Source organism: Arthrobacter sp. OAP107 (genome assembly GCF_040546765.1).
In the GTDB taxonomy this organism is placed as follows: domain Bacteria; phylum Actinomycetota; class Actinomycetes; order Actinomycetales; family Micrococcaceae; genus Arthrobacter.
Window position 1 is genome coordinate 1561635 of sequence record NZ_JBEPOK010000001.1, and the last position, 15979, is coordinate 1577613.

Annotated in this window: 19 protein-coding genes and 1 pseudogene; 17 read left to right on the forward strand and 3 right to left on the reverse strand. The window is 64.0% G+C overall.

Annotated elements, in window-relative coordinates:
* Positions 1–8: 8 nt before the first annotated feature.
* From prmC to ABIE00_RS07275, 3 genes are read left to right on the forward strand one after another with little or no spacing between them, the layout of a single operon-like run.
* Positions 9–923 (forward strand): peptide chain release factor N(5)-glutamine methyltransferase, encoded by a 915-nt coding sequence (prmC, locus tag ABIE00_RS07265; RefSeq protein ID WP_354258557.1) that lies wholly within the window; start codon positions 9–11, stop codon positions 921–923.
* A gap of 15 nt (positions 924–938) precedes the next feature.
* Positions 939–1727: an L-threonylcarbamoyladenylate synthase gene (locus tag ABIE00_RS07270; protein WP_354258560.1), complete on the forward strand. Its 789-nt coding sequence runs from the start codon at positions 939–941 to the stop codon at positions 1725–1727.
* The gene (locus ABIE00_RS07275) at positions 1724–2500 is read left to right on the forward strand and encodes a WecB/TagA/CpsF family glycosyltransferase (protein ID WP_354258563.1); all 777 of its coding nucleotides are present in this window, start codon (positions 1724–1726) and stop codon (positions 2498–2500) included. The genes ABIE00_RS07270 and ABIE00_RS07275 overlap by 4 nt, the downstream gene beginning before the upstream one ends.
* Positions 2501–2522: 22 nt before the next feature.
* Here ABIE00_RS07275 and ABIE00_RS07280 read toward each other — a convergent pair whose 3' ends face one another.
* Positions 2523–3419 (reverse strand): glycosyltransferase, encoded by an 897-nt coding sequence (locus ABIE00_RS07280; protein ID WP_354258566.1) that lies wholly within the window; start codon positions 3417–3419, stop codon positions 2523–2525.
* 297 nt (positions 3420–3716) lie between these two features.
* Here ABIE00_RS07280 and ABIE00_RS07285 point away from each other — a divergent pair, with 297 nt between their 5' ends.
* The 12 genes and pseudogenes from ABIE00_RS07285 to ABIE00_RS07340 all read left to right on the forward strand — a co-directional run bounded on the left by ABIE00_RS07285 (position 3717) and on the right by ABIE00_RS07340 (position 13331).
* Positions 3717–4844: an MraY family glycosyltransferase gene (locus ABIE00_RS07285; RefSeq protein ID WP_354258569.1), complete on the forward strand. Its 1128-nt coding sequence runs from the start codon at positions 3717–3719 to the stop codon at positions 4842–4844.
* A 91-nt stretch (positions 4845–4935) separates the two neighbouring features.
* Positions 4936–5439 carry a Cg1360 family ATP-synthase-associated protein gene (locus ABIE00_RS07290; RefSeq protein WP_354258572.1) on the forward strand — a complete coding sequence of 168 codons (504 nt, stop codon included), beginning with the start codon at positions 4936–4938 and terminating at the stop codon, positions 5437–5439.
* Entirely contained in the window at positions 5432–5770 is a 339-nt protein-coding gene (locus tag ABIE00_RS07295; protein WP_354258574.1) for a hypothetical protein, read from the forward strand. Before ABIE00_RS07290 ends, ABIE00_RS07295 begins: the two co-directional genes overlap by 8 nt.
* Positions 5771–5851: 81 nt before the next feature.
* Positions 5852–6652: a F0F1 ATP synthase subunit A gene (gene atpB, locus ABIE00_RS07300; protein ID WP_111905891.1), complete on the forward strand. Its 801-nt coding sequence runs from the start codon at positions 5852–5854 to the stop codon at positions 6650–6652.
* 78 nt (positions 6653–6730) lie between these two features.
* Positions 6731–6949 carry an ATP synthase F0 subunit C gene (gene atpE, locus ABIE00_RS07305; RefSeq protein ID WP_003804776.1) on the forward strand — a complete coding sequence of 73 codons (219 nt, stop codon included), beginning with the start codon at positions 6731–6733 and terminating at the stop codon, positions 6947–6949.
* A gap of 53 nt (positions 6950–7002) precedes the next feature.
* Complete coding sequence (locus ABIE00_RS07310; protein WP_331574931.1) at positions 7003–7560, forward strand: F0F1 ATP synthase subunit B; 558 nt, start codon at positions 7003–7005, stop codon at positions 7558–7560.
* Positions 7560–8387, forward strand: a complete 828-nt coding sequence (locus ABIE00_RS07315; RefSeq protein ID WP_354258578.1) for a F0F1 ATP synthase subunit delta — start codon at positions 7560–7562, stop codon at positions 8385–8387. The genes ABIE00_RS07310 and ABIE00_RS07315 overlap by 1 nt, the downstream gene beginning before the upstream one ends.
* Before the next feature lie 83 nt (positions 8388–8470).
* Positions 8471–10109, forward strand: a pseudogene (gene atpA / locus ABIE00_RS07320) (F0F1 ATP synthase subunit alpha).
* Positions 10110–10185: 76 nt separating this feature from the next.
* Positions 10186–11076 carry a F0F1 ATP synthase subunit gamma gene (locus ABIE00_RS07325; RefSeq protein ID WP_354258581.1) on the forward strand — a complete coding sequence of 297 codons (891 nt, stop codon included), beginning with the start codon at positions 10186–10188 and terminating at the stop codon, positions 11074–11076.
* Between the two features lie 72 nt (positions 11077–11148).
* On the forward strand, positions 11149–12603 hold the full coding sequence (gene atpD, locus ABIE00_RS07330) for a F0F1 ATP synthase subunit beta (RefSeq protein ID WP_331574928.1): 1455 nt from the start codon (positions 11149–11151) through the stop codon (positions 12601–12603).
* 1 nt (position 12604) lies between these two features.
* Positions 12605–12889, forward strand: a complete 285-nt coding sequence (locus ABIE00_RS07335; protein WP_306924356.1) for a F0F1 ATP synthase subunit epsilon — start codon at positions 12605–12607, stop codon at positions 12887–12889.
* Between the two features lie 10 nt (positions 12890–12899).
* A complete protein-coding gene (locus ABIE00_RS07340; RefSeq protein ID WP_354258586.1) occupies positions 12900–13331 on the forward strand; it encodes a DUF2550 domain-containing protein in 432 nt (143 codons plus the stop codon).
* Between the two features lie 122 nt (positions 13332–13453).
* Here the strand turns inward: ABIE00_RS07340 and ABIE00_RS07345 are convergent, their stop codons facing one another.
* Both ABIE00_RS07345 and nucS read right to left on the reverse strand, forming a co-directional pair.
* Positions 13454–13657: a cold-shock protein gene (locus tag ABIE00_RS07345; RefSeq protein WP_003804766.1), complete on the reverse strand. Its 204-nt coding sequence runs from the start codon at positions 13655–13657 to the stop codon at positions 13454–13456.
* A gap of 296 nt (positions 13658–13953) precedes the next feature.
* Entirely contained in the window at positions 13954–14649 is a 696-nt protein-coding gene (gene nucS / locus ABIE00_RS07350) for an endonuclease NucS (protein ID WP_354258590.1), read from the reverse strand.
* A gap of 104 nt (positions 14650–14753) precedes the next feature.
* Between nucS and ABIE00_RS07355 the strand changes: the two genes are divergently transcribed.
* Positions 14754–15110 carry an Rv1322 family protein gene (locus tag ABIE00_RS07355; protein WP_354258593.1) on the forward strand — a complete coding sequence of 119 codons (357 nt, stop codon included), beginning with the start codon at positions 14754–14756 and terminating at the stop codon, positions 15108–15110.
* Between the two features lie 68 nt (positions 15111–15178).
* Positions 15179–15979 carry an alpha/beta hydrolase gene (locus ABIE00_RS07360; protein WP_354258596.1) on the forward strand — a complete coding sequence of 267 codons (801 nt, stop codon included), beginning with the start codon at positions 15179–15181 and terminating at the stop codon, positions 15977–15979.

Here is a 15979-nt window from a genome sequence, read left to right on the forward strand (position 1 = left end):
GGGATTCCATGACGTCCGAGCACACTGCGGAGCCGCCTGCCCAATCTTCGTCCGGCCAGTCCCTGGCGGACGCCGTGCGCGAGGCGACGGAGCGCCTGACCGAGGCCGGCGTCCCCAGCCCCCGGGTGGACGCCGAGTTGCTGGCCGACCATTTGCTGGGTGTGGGCCTGGGCCGGCTGCGGGCCATGATGCTCGGCGACGCCCCCGCGCCGGCAGGTTACGCAGAACTCGTGGCCGAGCGCGCCACCCGGATTCCGCTTCAGCACATCACCGGTGTGGCGCATTTCCGCTACCTCCAGCTCGCGGTGGGACCCGGCGTCTTCATTCCCCGTCCGGAAACCGAGTCCGTCGTGCAGCTGGTCATCGACCGGCTGCACGCGCTGGAACGCGCCGGCGTGGTCCGCCCCAAAGTGGTGGACCTGGGCACCGGATCCGGGGCGATCGCCGGGTCGATCGCGCACGAGGTGCCCGAGGCCGAGGTTTTCGCGGTGGAGTTCAGCGAGTTCGCGCACGCCTGGGCGGCGAAAAACCTCCGGCCGCTGGGGGTCACCCTCCTGCTGGGGGACCTGCGGAACGCTCTGCCGGAGCTCAACGGAACATTCGACGTCGTGGTTTCCAACCCGCCGTACATCCCCGCCGAAGCAATCCCCAACGAACCGGAAGTGGCGCTCCACGACCCCCCGGAAGCGCTTTACGGCGGGGGAGCGGACGGCATGGAACTGCCGACGGCGGCCGCCGCCTCGGCGGCGCGGCTCCTGGTCCCCGGCGGCTACTTCGTGATGGAACACGCCGAAGTCCAGGCAGGCTGGATATCCACGATGCTGAACCGGACCGGGCGCTGGACCGACGTCACCACGCATTTTGACCTTAACGGCAAGGAACGCGCCACCAGTGCCGTTCTTGCTTTCCCGCCCGCGGAGTAATGAAAGAATGAGGCAGTGACCACTACGTACAACTGCACGGCCGACGACGAGCGGACCGCCGGAATCGCCCACGCGCGGCGGGCGATCCTCGAGAAGAAGTGCGTTGTCCTTCCCACGGACACCGTCTACGGAATCGCTGCCGATGCCTTTTCCCCGCAGGCCGTCACCATGCTGCTGGTCTCCAAGGGCCGTGGCCGGAACATGCCGCCGCCCGTCCTCATTCCCCGCCTGACCGCGCTCGACGGGCTGGCCACGGACGTGTACCCGGACGCCCGTGACCTGGCCGAGGCTTTCTGGCCCGGCGGGCTGACGCTAATCTTCCACGCGCAGCCGTCCCTCGACTGGGACCTGGGCGAGACCAAGGGCACCGTGGCCCTTCGCATTCCGGACGATGAGGTGGCGATTGACCTCCTGACCGTGACCGGACCACTCGCCGTGTCCTCGGCAAACCGGACCGGCCAGGCGCCGGCCCAGACGGCCTTCGAAGCGCGGTCCCAGCTTGCGGAGTCCGTCGAGGTCTACCTTGAAGGCGGCTTCCGGCCGGTCGAGGGAACCGACGCCCGGCCGTCCACCATCGTGGATGCCACATCGCTCCCGCTGCGCGTGGTCCGTGAGGGGGCCATCAGCATCGAGCGGCTGCGTGAGGTGGTTCCCGGGGTTCTCGACATCAACGGCAACGCTGGGGATGAGGCTGAGGTCACCGCTGCGGAAGCACCTGCGGAGTCTGACACTGTACAGCCCGATCCCGTACAGCCCGACGCCGTACAGCCCGACGCCGGCGAAAAGCCCGACAGCGCCGAATGACGCTGCAGAGGCAACCCGTCCCGGTCCTCGGCGTGGATGCCACACCGCTGGACGTCGCCGGACTGACTGCAGTCCTCAACGGATTTGTGGCTGACGGCGCCACCAGAACCGTCGTCGGACACAATCTCCACAGCGTGACGCTGTTCCACTCCGAACCCGAGTTCAGGAAGTTCTACCAGAACAGCGACGTTGTCCTTCTCGACGGCGCGCCCGTCCTCTGGCTGTGGGGGAGGGGCCGGCGAAAAACGGGCGGGGAAGCCCACCCGCGGCCCGTCATGGACTACCGGCTTGGTTCAACGGACTGGATTCCCGCGCTGGGCCGGCTGGACGGCCTCCACCGCATCGCCGTCCTTGGCGCCGGCGCGGCTGCCAACGCCAAGGCAGTGGCGAAGCTGCAGGCCATCGTGCCGGGCGCCACCGTCTCCGGAATGCCGGGGGAGGGCTGGGATCCGGACGTGGAGGAGAAAGCGGCCGCGTGGCTGGCTGAAGTCCAGCCGCAGCTGGTGCTGATTGGCCTGGGCATGCCGTTGCAGGAAGAGGTGCTGTGGCGCCGCCTGTCGTCGCTGCCGCCCGCCGTGTACTGCGCCGTCGGCGGAGCCATCGAGCAGATCGCCGGCATCCAGAAGCTCGCGCCCCGCTGGCTGGGCCGGCTGGGCCTGGAGTGGGCCTGGCGGCTGCTGCTGCATCCGCGCCGCGTGGCGTACCGGGTGTTTGGCGAGCCATGGGTCCTGCTGGGACTGCTGCTGCGGCGCCGGCTGCGCGGGCAGGGCTGACAGACCGCGCAGCCCGCCTACGTCAGAACTTCTGGTCCTCCAGCGGGCCAAACCCCTTGCCGCGGAGCCCCGTGGAGAACGCCCGGAACCAGTCCGCGAGCCCCCGGAGGTCGCCCCGCCGAAGGAAGTAGCCGAGGTAGCCGCCCACATCGGCCACCAGGGACTTCACGCGGAAGTGGCGGCGGATGAGGTAGCCGCGGTTGCGGTAGTAGAAGTAGCGCTTGAAGGCGCCCTCCGGGACGATTACGTGCCAGCGGGCTCCAAACACGTGCTTCGTTTCGGAAAACGCGTGCGGGTGCATGATCGCAGCCGTGGTGACGGTGCCAAAACGGATCCCGGCCTTGCGCAGCCGGATGGTGAAGTCCACCTCGTCGCCGCGGATAAAGAGGCGCATGTCCGGCAGCCCCACCTTGAAGAACACATCGGAGCGGATGAGGGCGCCGTTGAAGAAATGGCCATCGTTCGGCAGGAATCCAACCTTCTCCAGCGCGGCCCGGTCATGGGAGACCTTGCCGTCCAGCCGGAAGAAGAAAGAGAGCTGGTCGGGATGGCCCGGAGCCACCACCAGGGGCACAACAGCCTCCAGGTCCCGGGCTTCCGCTTCCCGGATCAGCGTGGCCAGGCATTCGGCGTCCGCCGGCTCGGCATCGTCGTCCATCATCCAGACCCAGTCGGCGCCGCTCGCCACGGCCTTGAGCGCCGCCAAGGAGAAGCCTCCGGCGCCGCCAAGGTTGGCTTCCGAACGGATGTAATCCACATTTTCATGCTGGGCCGCGACGTCTTTCGACGGCACTGTGCCGCTGTCAACGAGGCAGATGGTGGACACGGCGGCCGTCTGGCCATTGATGGCATCGAGCAGGACGGCGAGCTCATTGGGACGGTCAAACGTCACGGCGGCAACTGCGACCGACACTGGCATTTCGGGGATCCTTTCAGCACAGCCGTCGGCAAGTTTCCCGCCGGCGTAAGGCCGTGTGACGCGAAGCGAAGTACCCGTTGGCGTTAGTATCTTGACTAGAGTCCACTGTAATACAGCCCCGTCAGGCACTATGCACTGCCTGTCTGTGCGCGCATGGCGACGGAGAAGTTTCATTTATTGCACGTCAGATCCACACCTAACGAGCCCGCATGGTCCGCCCGGCCTGACCCCGAATCCGCATCCGAATAGCGTGCAGCATGGCAGCAGTCTCAATGCCACGGGAATGGTGGCTGCGCCATGATCATGTACCTGTCCATGATGCTGACAGCTGCCATCGTCTCCTACGGGGCAACGTGGGGGGCCCGCCTGATCGGCAACAGGCTTGAGCTGTTCGCCCCGATCCGCAGCCGCGACATGCATTCCAGCCCGGTCTCGCGTCTTGGCGGGCTGGGGATCTTTGCCGGCGTGCTGGTGGCGCTGGCCGTTTCAAGCCAGTCCTTCTTCGTCAAGGACATCTTCCGGAACAACGGCTCTCCGTGGGGTGTGCTGGCGGGCGCCGCCGTCATCGTGCTGGTGGGAGTGGCGGACGACCTTCTGGACCTTCGCTGGTGGGTCAAACTGATCGGCCAGTCCTTTGCCGCGCTCGTGGTGGCCGTCTGGGGGGTCCGCATGACCATCATCCCGTTCGTTCCGGAGCCGATCCGCTTCGAGTCAGACCCGGTCAACATCGCCCTCACCACCGGCCTCATCGTCGTCACGATGAACGCGTTCAACTTCATCGACGGTCTGGACGGACTGGCGGCCGGGGTGGCCATCATCGGCGGGTCCGCGTTCTTCCTCACTGCCTACTGGGTCCACCGGAACGCGCCAATCCTGGACCGTTCAGACCTCGCCACACTGCTGACGGCGGTCCTTGTGGGGAGCTGCCTGGGCTTCCTGCCGCACAACTGGTTTCCCTCAAAGATCTTTATGGGCGACTCCGGCGCAATGCTGATAGGCCTGCTGATGGCGTCAGCCGGTGTGGTCTCCACTGGGCAGATCACGTCGGGGCTGTATGACCGGGTCAACGGTATCCCCACGATCATCCCCATCCTGCTGCCCTTTGCGGTGCTGTTCCTGCCTCTCCTGGACCTGTGCCTCGCGGTGGTGCGGCGCACCGCCGTCGGCCGTTCACCGTGGTCCGCGGACCGCGGGCACCTGCACCACAAACTCATGGACATCGGTTACTCCCACCGCACCGCGGTCATGCTGCTGTATTTGTGGGCGGCGGTGCTGTCCTTCGGCGGCCTGGCCTTTGCCGTCTACCCCTGGCAGGTTGTGCTGGCAATAATGGTCGCCGCCACGCTGATTATGGGCCTGGTCACGGCCTGGCCGTATCTGAGCCGCCGCGGGGAGAATACCGGAGTGGGTCAGGCGCACGAGTAACACGCGCTTTTCGGAAAATTTCTATCTCGTGTAGAATTCAAGTGCAGGTCTTTCCTGCACCACTCCACCCTGCCCCGAAGATTGGGTTCGCATGACCTCCAACGCCGAGCCCGGACCTGTGTCCGGCAAAGGATCCGTTGGCGTCTCCGGACCCACGCGGTCGCTCTGGCTCGGTCTGCTGGGACTCAGTTCCGCAGTCGCCGGCGGCGCCCTGGTCCTTACCGGCGTGGTGGCTGCCCTGCTGAACGGCTGGACCGGTGTTGTGTCCAGCAGCCTCGGTGGCCTGCTGGTGGTCATATTCTTCGCAATCAGCCTGCTGATCGGACACTTCGTGGGGCGCAACAACCCCTCAGGTGCCGTCGGCCTGTTCGTGGCCACTTACTTCGTCAAGGTCATCGGTTTCGCCGTGGTGCTGTTCGTCCTCGGTGCCCCCGACTGGCTGCACGGGCGCTGGTTCGTTATTGGCGCCGTCGTGGCCGTGGTCACCTGGCAGGCGGCTGAGATCTACGGCTTCAGCAAAGCCCGGCTGCAGATCTTCAACGACCCCGAGCCAGCCGGCGACTCCGAACGGAACGGCAGCAGCACCGATGTCTAAGCGAAACCATCCTGGAAAAAACGAGCCGCGGACACCCGAGCCGACGCCCGGTTCTGCCGCTGTACCCGGCGAGAATTCCGACGGCGGTTACAACGCTGGAATGGCCGTCTTTAGCTACATAATTGGCGGAATCATCGTCTGGAGTTTGATAGGCTGGGGACTGGATTATCTGTGGGGAACCCGCTGGATTGTGCTCGCAGGCGCTCTGCTTGGAGCCGCGGGAGGGTTCTATCTGTCCCATATGCACGGCCTCACCAGTTCAAGGAAACCAACTGGCGGGAACGGTGCAGCCAGCGGCCCGTCGGAGGACGGGAACAGTAATGCCAAATAATTTCACGCGGGGGAGGGCAAGCATGACGCGCGCCGGAACCCGACCAACGCCCAACGATGGACACTGCAGAGAGGAAACGCGTTGATCGCGCTTGCGCTCCCGGCCCAAAATTCAGGAGAGTTCACACCTCCCGGAATTGAAGAAATGCACCTGCCGGCAATCCTGCCGTGGGGTGCGGCAGACGGATTCTCCAAGCAGATGCTGCTGGTTATCCTGTCCGTCGTCATTATTGCCACATTCTTTTTGCTCGCTGCGCGGAAGCAGCAGCTCGTTCCCGGCAAGCTGCAGTTCGCTGGTGAGGCCGCCTACGGCTTCGTCCGCAACAGCATCGCCAAGGACATCATCGGTGGCAGGGACTTCATCAAGTACGTCCCGCTGCTGTTCAGCCTGTTCTTCTTCATCCTGGTGAACAACATCTACGGCGCCATTCCGGTGATCCAGCTCCCGAGCTTCTCGCACGTCGGCGGCGCCTATGTGCTCGCAGCCATCGTGTACGTCACCTGGATCGGCATCGGCATCAAGAAGAACGGCCTGCGCTACTTCAAGCTCGCTACCGTTCCCTCCGGTGTCCCGGTCTACATCCTCCCGATCGTCATTCCGATCGAGATCATCTCCAACTTCCTGGTCCGTCCGGTCACGCACAGCCTGCGTCTCTTCGCCACCATGCTGGCCGGTCACCTGATCGTCATGATTGCCGGCTCCGGCATCGAATACCTCGTCATGCAGGAGAACGTCCTCCTCAAGGGCACCTCCGTGCTGGTTCTCGCCGGCGCGATTGCCATGTACATGCTGGAAGCGCTGATCATGGCGCTGCAGGCCTATGTGTTCACACTGCTGACCGCTATCTACATTGAAGGCGCACTCCACGCCGACAGCCACTAGGCACCTCAAACTTCCCCTCGTGGGGATGAAGCAACCCAAACAACCTGCCATATACATGGCATCTTGAAAGGAAGAAAAATGGAAGGCTCCATCAACGGCTCCCTCAACCTCATCGGCTACGGTCTCTCGGCCATCGGCGGTGGTATCGGTGTGGGTCTCGTGTTCGCTGCCTACATCAACGGTGTGGCTCGTCAGCCGGAAGCCCAGCGCGTCCTGCAGCCGATCGCATTCCTCGGCCTTGCGCTGACTGAAGCCCTCGCCATCCTGGGCCTGGTCTTCGCTTTCGTTCTCAAGTAAACCTTCAGAACCTAGCGAACATTCAGAACCGAGTAGATAAGGACGGGTGAAATATGAATCAGCTGATCATCTCAGCCGCCACTGAAGGCGCCGAGGCGGCTAACCCGCTCGTTCCCAATCTTTGGGAAATGGGCGTCGTCCTCGCCGGCTTTGCTGTCCTCTTTTTCATCGTGGTCAAGTTCGTTGTCCCGATGTTCGAGAAGACGTTCGCAGAGCGTGCCGAGGCCATCGAGGGCGGCATCGCCAAGGCTGAGAAGGCCCAGGCTGAGGCTTCTGCCGCACTCGAAGAGTACAAGCAGCAGCTTACTGATGCCCGTGCTGAGGCCAACCGGATCCGCGAGGAAGCACGTGCCGAAGGCGCCCAGATCCTGGCGGAACTGAAGGAGAAGGCGGCAGCCGAGTCTGCACGCATCACCGCTCAGGCACACGCGCAGATCGAATCCGAGCGCCAGGCGGCAGTTGTGTCGCTGCGTTCGGAGGTGGGCACCCTCGCCACCACGCTTGCAGGCCGCATTGTTGGGGAAACCCTCGAGGACGACGCACGTGCGGCACGCGTTGTTGACCGCTTCCTGGCCGATCTGGAGACCCAGAACGCAGGTGTAGCTAAGTAATGGCAGGTGTATCGAGCGAATCGCTGACCAAGGCGCTGACCGAGCTGGAGCCAAAGCTTCCGTTTGCATCGCTGCAGTTGGCAAAGGAACTTTTCGGGATCCTGGGCACGGTGGACAGCTCGGCCGGCTTGCGCCGTGCACTGACTGACCCCTCCCGCAGCGGTGAGGAAAAGTCGGCGTTGATCAAGCAGCTCTTCGGCGGAAAAGTTTCCGCCGAAGCCGTGGACATCGCTGCCGGTCTGGCCAGCTCACGCTGGGCATCGGCGCGAGACATCGGCGATGCACTCGAGACGCTTGCCGCAACGGTGGTCATCGCCGTTGCTGAAAACAAGTCGGCCGTTTCTGCCTCCGGTATCACCGGCCTGGAAGAGCTGGAGAACGATCTGTTCTCCTTCAACCAGGCCGTGGCTGCCAGCCACGAGGTGCAGCGTGCGCTTTCTGAACCGCAGGCCAGCGCCGCAGCGAAGACTGTCCTCGCCGAAAGGCTCGTTCCTTCCGCAAGTGAGGAAGCAAAGGTCCTGATCGGACAGGCAGTGACGCAGCCCCGTGGCATCAAGGCAACCAGGCTCGTGAGCCGTTTCGCCGAGCTCGCCGCCAAGCGCCAGCGGCGCTGGATTGCGACGGTCAGCGTTACGCGTCCCCTGACGGAGACGCAGGCAAGCCGTCTGCAGCAGGGAATGAACTCCCTCTACGGACGCGAACTGAAGGTCAACGTCAAGGTTGATCCCATGCTGATCGGCGGCATCCGTGTTCAGGTGGGGGACGAAGTGCTCGACGCTTCGGTCCTCACCCGCCTGAATGAGCTTCAGCGCCAGCTGGCCGGCTAGCCGGACAAGCACAACACAACTGATAGAAACCCCGGTCATCGTGAGCAACGATGATCACGAATACAGGAGAGCAGGGACTGCAGATGGCCGAATTGACCATCAACGCCGACGACGTCCGTAATGCGTTGAACGAATTCGCGGCGTCCTACGAACCCGGAAACGCAGAGCGCGTAGAGGTCGGCCGTGTGACCACCGCAAGCGACGGCATCGCCCGTGTTGAGGGCCTTCCCTCGGTCATGGCGAACGAGCTGCTGCGCTTCGAAGACGGCACGCTGGGCCTCGCCCAGAACCTCGACGTGCGCGAGATCGGTGTCATCGTACTCGGTGACTTCACTGGCATCGAAGAGGGCCAGGAAGTCCACCGCACCGGACAGGTTCTGTCCGTGCCGGTCGGCGACGCCTTCCTCGGCCGCGTGGTGGACCCCCTGGGTGTGCCCATCGACGACCTCGGCGAGATCAAGGCCGTGACTACCCGTGCCCTGGAACTCCAGGCACCGGGCGTTACCCAGCGCAAGTCTGTGCACGAGCCGATGCAGACCGGCCTGAAGGCAATCGACGCCATGATTCCGATCGGCCGCGGCCAGCGCCAGCTGATCATTGGTGACCGCCAGACGGGCAAGTCCGCCATTGCCATCGACACGATCATCAACCAGAAGGACAACTGGGCGTCCGGCGACGTGACCAAGCAGGTCCGCTGCGTTTACGTCGCGATCGGCCAGAAGGCTTCGACGATCGCAGCCATCCGCCAGACCCTTGAGGACAACGGAGCGCTCGAGTACACCACGATCGTCGCCTCCCCGGCGTCCGACCCGGCCGGTTTCAAGTACCTTGCCCCCTACGCCGGTTCGGCCATTGGCCAGCACTGGATGTACGGCGGCAAGCACGTCCTGATCGTGTTCGATGACCTGTCCAAGCAGGCCGAAGCCTACCGCGCCGTGTCGCTGCTGCTCCGCCCGCCCGCCGGGACGCGAAGCTTACCCGGGCGACGTCTTCTACCTGCACTCCCGTCTCCTGGAGCGTTGTGCCAAGCTCTCCGACGACCTGGGCGCGGGTTCGATGACCGGCCTTCCGCTCATCGAAACCAAGGCAAACGACGTTTCCGCCTACATCCCGACCAACGTGATCTCCATTACCGATGGCCAGATCTTCCTGCAGTCGGACCTCTTCAACGCTAACCAGCGTCCCGCCGTTGACGTTGGTGTCTCAGTGTCCCGCGTTGGCGGTGCCGCCCAGGTCAAGTCCATGAAGAAGGTCTCCGGTACCTTGAAGCTGGACCTCGCCCAGTACCGCGACATGCAGGCGTTCGCGATGTTCGCATCGGATCTCGATGCCGCATCGCGCCAGCAGCTGACCCGCGGTGCCCGCCTGATGGAACTGCTCAAGCAGGGCCAGTACTCGCCGTTCCCGGTCGAGAACCAGGTCGTGTCCATCTGGGCCGGTACCCAGGGCTACCTGGACGACGTTCCGGTTGAGGACATCAGCCGCTTCGAGTCCGAGTTCCTGGAGCACCTCAAGCACAAGTCCTCGATCCTCACGACGCTGGCACAGACCAACGTTCTGGACGATGACACCGTGGAAGCACTGAAGACCGCCATTGTGGACTTCAAGAAGGGCTTCTTCGGCGAAGGCGACGACAAGCTGGTAGGTGCGGGCCACGAGGAGCATGAAGCTATCTCGGAGGGTCAGGTCGACCAGGAAAAAATCGTCAGGCAGAAGCGCTAGTTTCGCTGGCAGGGACTGCCGGAACCCTTCGGGGGTCCGGCAGTCCCGGCCATCGGGATCTTAGGAAAGGATAAGTATGGGAGCCCAGATCCGGGTCTACCGTCAGAAGATCAGCTCGACAACGTCGATGCGCAAGATCTTCAAGGCGATGGAACTGATCGCTACCTCGCGCATCGGCAAGGCCCGCGCCAGGGTAGCAGCCTCACTGCCTTACGCGAACGCGATCACGCGCGCTGTTTCCGCCGTTGCAAGCCAGAGCGAAATCGACCACCCCTTGACAACCGAGCCGGAGAACATCCGCCGGGCTGCCGTCCTGGTAATTACCTCGGACCGCGGCCTCGCAGGCTCGTACTCCGCCAGCGTGCTCAAGCAGGCCGAAGGCCTGAACGAACTGCTCCGTGCCGAAGGCAAGGAGGTCAAGACGTACCTGGTGGGCCGCAAGGCGCAGGCTTACTTCGACTTCCGGAGCCGCCCGTACGGGCGCGTCTGGACCGGCAACACCGATGCCCCTGAGTTCGCCACGGCACAGGAAATCGGCGCGGCACTGCTTGAGGACTTCGCCATCGATTTCGAAGAGGGCGGCGTGGACGAGATCCACGTTGTATACACCCGCTTCAAGTCCATGGTGACCCAGGAGCCGACCGTCATCCGCCTTCTTCCCCTCGAAGTTGTGGAAGAGCAGCCGACCTCCGAAGCCGAGCTGCTGCCGCTGTACGAATTCGAACCGGAACCGGAACAGGTGCTCAATGCGCTGCTGCCGCGCTACATCGAATCCCGTATCTTCGCGGCCATGCTGCAGGCAGCAGCTTCTGAGCTTGCTGCACGCCAGCGGGCGATGAAATCCGCCGGTGACAACGCCACGGACCTCATCAAGAAGTACACGCGTCTGCGCAACACCGCGCGCCAGGCAGAGATTACGCAGGAGCTTTCCGAAATCGTGGCCGGCGCCGACGCACTCGCGTCGTAGCCGGACCGGTCCAGGACCCCTGCAACAAAAGATAAACTTAACCCCACGCCATCTACGAGTGAAGTGAGAGAGATGACTGCCACCGCTACCGAACACGTAGCAGCAACGGCCGGTGCCACCGGCCGTATCGCACGTGTCATTGGCCCGGTTGTCGACGTCGAATTCCCGGCTGACGCAATCCCCTCGATTTACAACGCACTCACCACCGAGATCACTCTCAACGGTGAGACCAAGACCATCACCTTCGAGACCTCCCAGCACCTGGGTGACAACCTCGTCCGCGCTATCTCCCTACAGGCAACCGACGGCCTGGTCCGCGGCACGTCCGTGGTGGACAGCGGTTCCCCGATCACCGTGCCCGTTGGCGACGGCGTCAAGGGCCACATCTTCAACGTCCTCGGCAAGCCGCTGGACGTCGACGAGTCCGAGATCCAGGCTTCGGACTACTGGCCGATCCACCGCAAGGCTCCGTCCTTCGCGTCCCTCGAGGGTTCCACCGAAATGCTCGAAACGGGCATCAAGGTCATCGACCTCCTCACCCCGTACATCAAGGGTGGAAAGATCGGCCTGTTCGGCGGCGCCGGCGTGGGCAAGACCGTTCTGATCCAGGAAATGATCACCCGTGTTGCCCGCAACTTCGGTGGTACCTCCGTGTTCGCCGGTGTTGGAGAGCGTACCCGTGAAGGCAACGACCTCTGGGTTGAAATGGAAGAGGCAGGCGTCCTCAAGGACACCGCCCTTGTGTTCGGCCAGATGGATGAGCCGCCGGGAACGCGTCTGCGCGTGGCCCTGTCCGCTCTGACCATGGCGGAGTACTTCCGCGATGTCCAGAACCAGGACGTGCTGCTCTTCATCGACAACATCTTCCGCTTCACGCAGGCAGGTTCCGAGGTCTCCACGCTGCTGGGCCGCATGCCTTCCGCCGTGGGTTACCAGCCGAACCTCGCCGACGAGATGGGCCTCCTGCAGGAGCGCATTACGTCCACGAAGGGCCACTCGATCACCTCGATGCAGGCCATCTACGTCCCCGCAGATGACTACACCGACCCGGCACCGGCCACCACCTTCGCGCACCTGGATGCGACCACGGAACTTTCCCGTGAAATCGCCTCCCGTGGCCTGTACCCGGCTGTGGACCCGCTGACGTCCACGTCCCGAATCCTGGACCCCCAGTACATCGGCAAGGACCACTACAACACGGCTGTCCGTGTGAAGCAGATCCTGCAGAAGAACAAGGAACTCCAGGACATCATCGCCATCCTCGGTGTTGACGAACTGTCGGAAGAGGACAAGATCGTCGTGTCGCGTGCACGCCGCATCCAGCAGTTCCTCTCCCAGAACACCTACACCGCCAAGCAGTTCACCGGCGTTGAGGGTTCCACCGTTTCCATCAAGGACACCGTTGAAGGCTTCGCGGCCATCTGCGACGGCGAACTTGACCACGTTGCAGAGCAGGCGTTCTTCAACGTCGGCGGCCTGGACGACGTCGAGCGCCAGTGGGCCAAGATTCAGGAACAGACCAAGTAATATGGCTGAGCTTGAGGTTGAGATTGTCGCAGCGGACCACTTCGTGTGGTCCGGGGCGGCCAAGATGGTCAAGGCCCGCACCAGCGATGGTGAAATCGGAATCCTGCCCGGCCACTCGCCCGTGCTGGCGATTTTGGCCGAGGGTCAGCTGGCGATCGAGCCGGTCTCCGGCGACCGAATTGCCGTAGACGTCGACGGCGGATTCTTCTCCGTTGACAACAACCGGGTGGTAATTGTTGCTGACAACGCCCAGCTGGGTGACGCGGCCACTGCGGGGATCCGATAGCACAACCCTGATGGACGTTACTTACTTTCCGTTCATCGCCATAGCAACCGTGTTTGCGGTGCTGATTTTTACGCTGTGCCTGTTTGGGGTGCGCCGCTTCAACCTGCGGCGCGCCCTGGGCACGGTGGACGCCTCCATTCGTACGGCTGGAAAAAGCTGGCGGATGGGGGTTTGTCGTTATCAGGACAATGAGCTTGAGTGGTTCAAACTCCTCTCACTGAGCGTCCGGCCGCGCCACCGCTTCAAGAGGAGTTCGCTTGAGCTGCTGGGCCGGCGCCAGCCCACGGAGGCGGAGCTGGTCAAGGTGCAGCCCGACGTCGTGATCGTGGAGCTTCGCTACGAGGGCCAGGACGTTTTCCTGGCCATGAAGTTCGATGCCTACACCGGTTTGTCCTCGTGGCTCGAGGCCGGGCCGGTCATCGGCATAGGGACCTGGCGCTGACGTTTCAGGCCCGCCGGGCGCCAATCTGGCGCTTACCCGTGAATGTTTCAGGATCTGAAAATATTAGTGACACAAAAAATGATCCCCGGCACGAATGCCGAGGATCATTTGTTTGAGACTAATTAGACGACGGTCACGCCCGTGGCCTGGGGGCCCTTGGCGCCTTGGCCGATTTCGAACTGAACGCGCTGGTTCTCGTCGAGGGTCTTGAAGCCGCCGGTCTGGATCTCGGAGTAGTGAACGAAGACATCGCCATCGGAGTCGTCCGGGGTGATGAAGCCGAAGCCCTTTTCAGCGTTGAACCACTTGACGGTTCCCTGTGCCATTTATTTCTCCTCAGTATGGAACTTTTTTAAGGCCAGCACACCTCGTACTGGTCTTGGTTACTCCGCGAGAAGAATCCTGGCCTGCACCCCCGGTAACCGGAATTGCGTTGCAGGAGCTTCGCGCTCGCAACATGTCTTGCGAGCATGAAAAACACCTACACAAAGACTGGTACAAGAATTTCATGGGCAAACCGTCTGGTCAACGGGCAAAACGCGAATTCCGGCAAATTTTGGGCAAATCCGGAGTAAACGGCTGATCACCCCTTGGCTACGGCTGTGCCGGCCGGACGCAGGGGTCAGAAAAGCCGGGATTCGATATCGTCAACGCCCCGCATCGCGTCATAGTCGAGGGTCACGCAGTCAATGCCGCGGTCCGTGGCCAGCACCCTGGCCTGCGGTTTGATTTGTTGCGCGGCGAAGATGCCCCGCACCGGCGCCAGCAGGGGATCGCGGTTGAGCAGCTCCAGGTACCGCGTCAGCTGCTCCACGCCGTCGATGTCCCCGCGGCGCTTCAGTTCGATGGCCACCGTGGCGCCGGCGGCATCGCGGGCCAGGATGTCCACCGGGCCGATGGCTGTGAAGTACTCGCGCCGGATCAGCGAGAACCCCTCGCCGAGGGTTTCGATCTGGTCGGCGAGGAGGCGCTGCAGGTCGGCCTCGACGCCGTCCTTGATCAGCCCGGGGTCCTGGCCCAGCTCGTGGGAGCTGTCGTGGATCTGCTCATGAATGTTGATGATCAGTCTGTCGTCCGTCTTGGCCGACTGCACCGTCCATTGTTCGACGACGCCCACTTCGACGTCGGCCTCCTCCGGGGAAGTGACGCGGAGGACCGCAGGCGGGCTCATCCAGTTCAGCGGCTTGTAGGAGCCGCCGTCGGAGTGCACCAGCACGGAACCGTCGGCCTTCACGAGCAGGAGCCGGGTGGCAAGGGGGAGATGGGCTTTGAGCCGGCCAACATAATCAACGGAGCAACGGGCTATGACGAGACGCACGCCCTACACCATACCTTCTCCGCAGTGCCTTCCCCGCAGTGCCGGCCCTTAGCACGGTGTCATGCTGGGCGGGGCAGGGGCACCGGCTGAGGCAGAATGGAGTCATGCCCCGCTCCAACCGTCCCCGCCGGCCCAAGACCGGGCGCGGTGCGGCCGGGAACGCCCCGGGCGGCGGAAAGCACGGCACAGGTCCCGCGCCGGAACTTGACCTGGAGCGGGCCCGCGCAGGGATCGCCCGCCGGGAAAGCGCGCCGGACGGCGACTGGATGGTGCGGACCATGACGGCCCGCAATGCTGAAAAGACCTACATCTGCCCGGGCTGCTCCACGGCCGTCCTGCCCGGAATCGCCCACCTTGTGGTCTGGGCCGACGATCACCTGTTCGGAGCTGCCGCGGGCCTTGCCGAGCGGCGCCACTGGCACACGAACTGCTGGACGTCACGTAACTTCCGCTACCGGTAGCGCAAGGTCCCGGGTGCGCCTGATGACCCGTGTCCGGCGCAACCCGGCCGGAAGATAAGCTGGTGCGCATGACTTTTGACCCGGCGTCGTACGTTTTCAGCCAGCCATCAGCCGCCACCGCGATCCGCGCCTCCACGGTGCTCCCCGCCCGGCGCGAAAACATCGAGATCCGCACCGAGGACGGCCACACGCTCGTGGGCGAACTGGCCCTGCCGGAATCGGGTCCGGTCACCGCCACGCTGATCACCCTCCACCCGCTGCCCACGCACGGCGGGTTCATGGATTCCCACGTGTACCGCAAGGCCTCCTACCGGCTGCCGGCGCTGGCAGGCATCGCCGTGCTGCGCTTCAACACCCGGGGCACGTCCTCGCCGCGCGGAACCAGCGACGGCACGTTTGAGGAAGGCATCGGTGAGCGGTACGACGTCGAGGCGGCGGTGCGGTTTGCCGTCGACCGGGGCCTGCCCAACCGCTGGCTCGTGGGCTGGTCCTTCGGCACCGAGCTCGCCCTGATGTACGGCGCCGTGGACCCGGTGGCGTCCCAGGTGGAGGGCGCGGTGCTGCTGTCCCCGCCGCTGCACCGCGCCACCGACGAGCACCTGAAGCTGTGGGCGGTAGCCGGCAAGCCGCTGACCGTCCTGGTGCCCGAGCACGACGGTTATCTCCGGCCCGCCGCCGCGGAGGCGCGGTTCGGCCTTGTGCCGCAGGCCAGGGTGGTGGGGGTCGACGGCGCCAAGCACCTTTGGGTGGGGGAGAAGCAGGCCGCCCGGGTGCTGAACGAAATCGTGGACGACGTTACCCGCGGCGGCTCAGGAGCCGCGGGCCTTCCGCAGGAATGGGAAGGGCCGGTGGCCACCGCCGCCGTCTGA

Excerpts from the sequence above, each read along its gene's own strand:
- prmC (WP_354258557.1), top strand. The coding sequence starts at position 9 with ATGACGTCCGAGCACACTGCGGAGCCGCCTGCCCAATCTTCGTCCGGC.
- ABIE00_RS07275 (WP_354258563.1), top strand. The coding sequence starts at position 1,724 with ATGACGCTGCAGAGGCAACCCGTCCCGGTCCTCGGCGTGGATGCCACA.
- ABIE00_RS07280 (WP_354258566.1), bottom strand. The coding sequence starts at position 3,419 with ATGCCAGTGTCGGTCGCAGTTGCCGCCGTGACGTTTGACCGTCCCAAT.
- ABIE00_RS07285 (WP_354258569.1), top strand. The coding sequence starts at position 3,717 with ATGATCATGTACCTGTCCATGATGCTGACAGCTGCCATCGTCTCCTAC.
- ABIE00_RS07290 (WP_354258572.1), top strand. The coding sequence starts at position 4,936 with ATGACCTCCAACGCCGAGCCCGGACCTGTGTCCGGCAAAGGATCCGTT.
- ABIE00_RS07295 (WP_354258574.1), top strand. The coding sequence starts at position 5,432 with ATGTCTAAGCGAAACCATCCTGGAAAAAACGAGCCGCGGACACCCGAG.
- atpE (WP_003804776.1), top strand. The coding sequence starts at position 6,731 with ATGGAAGGCTCCATCAACGGCTCCCTCAACCTCATCGGCTACGGTCTC.
- ABIE00_RS07310 (WP_331574931.1), top strand. The coding sequence starts at position 7,003 with ATGAATCAGCTGATCATCTCAGCCGCCACTGAAGGCGCCGAGGCGGCT.
- ABIE00_RS07315 (WP_354258578.1), top strand. The coding sequence starts at position 7,560 with ATGGCAGGTGTATCGAGCGAATCGCTGACCAAGGCGCTGACCGAGCTG.
- ABIE00_RS07325 (WP_354258581.1), top strand. The coding sequence starts at position 10,186 with ATGGGAGCCCAGATCCGGGTCTACCGTCAGAAGATCAGCTCGACAACG.
- atpD (WP_331574928.1), top strand. The coding sequence starts at position 11,149 with ATGACTGCCACCGCTACCGAACACGTAGCAGCAACGGCCGGTGCCACC.
- ABIE00_RS07335 (WP_306924356.1), top strand. The coding sequence starts at position 12,605 with ATGGCTGAGCTTGAGGTTGAGATTGTCGCAGCGGACCACTTCGTGTGG.
- ABIE00_RS07340 (WP_354258586.1), top strand. The coding sequence starts at position 12,900 with ATGGACGTTACTTACTTTCCGTTCATCGCCATAGCAACCGTGTTTGCG.
- ABIE00_RS07345 (WP_003804766.1), bottom strand. The coding sequence starts at position 13,657 with ATGGCACAGGGAACCGTCAAGTGGTTCAACGCTGAAAAGGGCTTCGGC.
- ABIE00_RS07355 (WP_354258593.1), top strand. The coding sequence starts at position 14,754 with ATGCCCCGCTCCAACCGTCCCCGCCGGCCCAAGACCGGGCGCGGTGCG.
- ABIE00_RS07360 (WP_354258596.1), top strand. The coding sequence starts at position 15,179 with ATGACTTTTGACCCGGCGTCGTACGTTTTCAGCCAGCCATCAGCCGCC.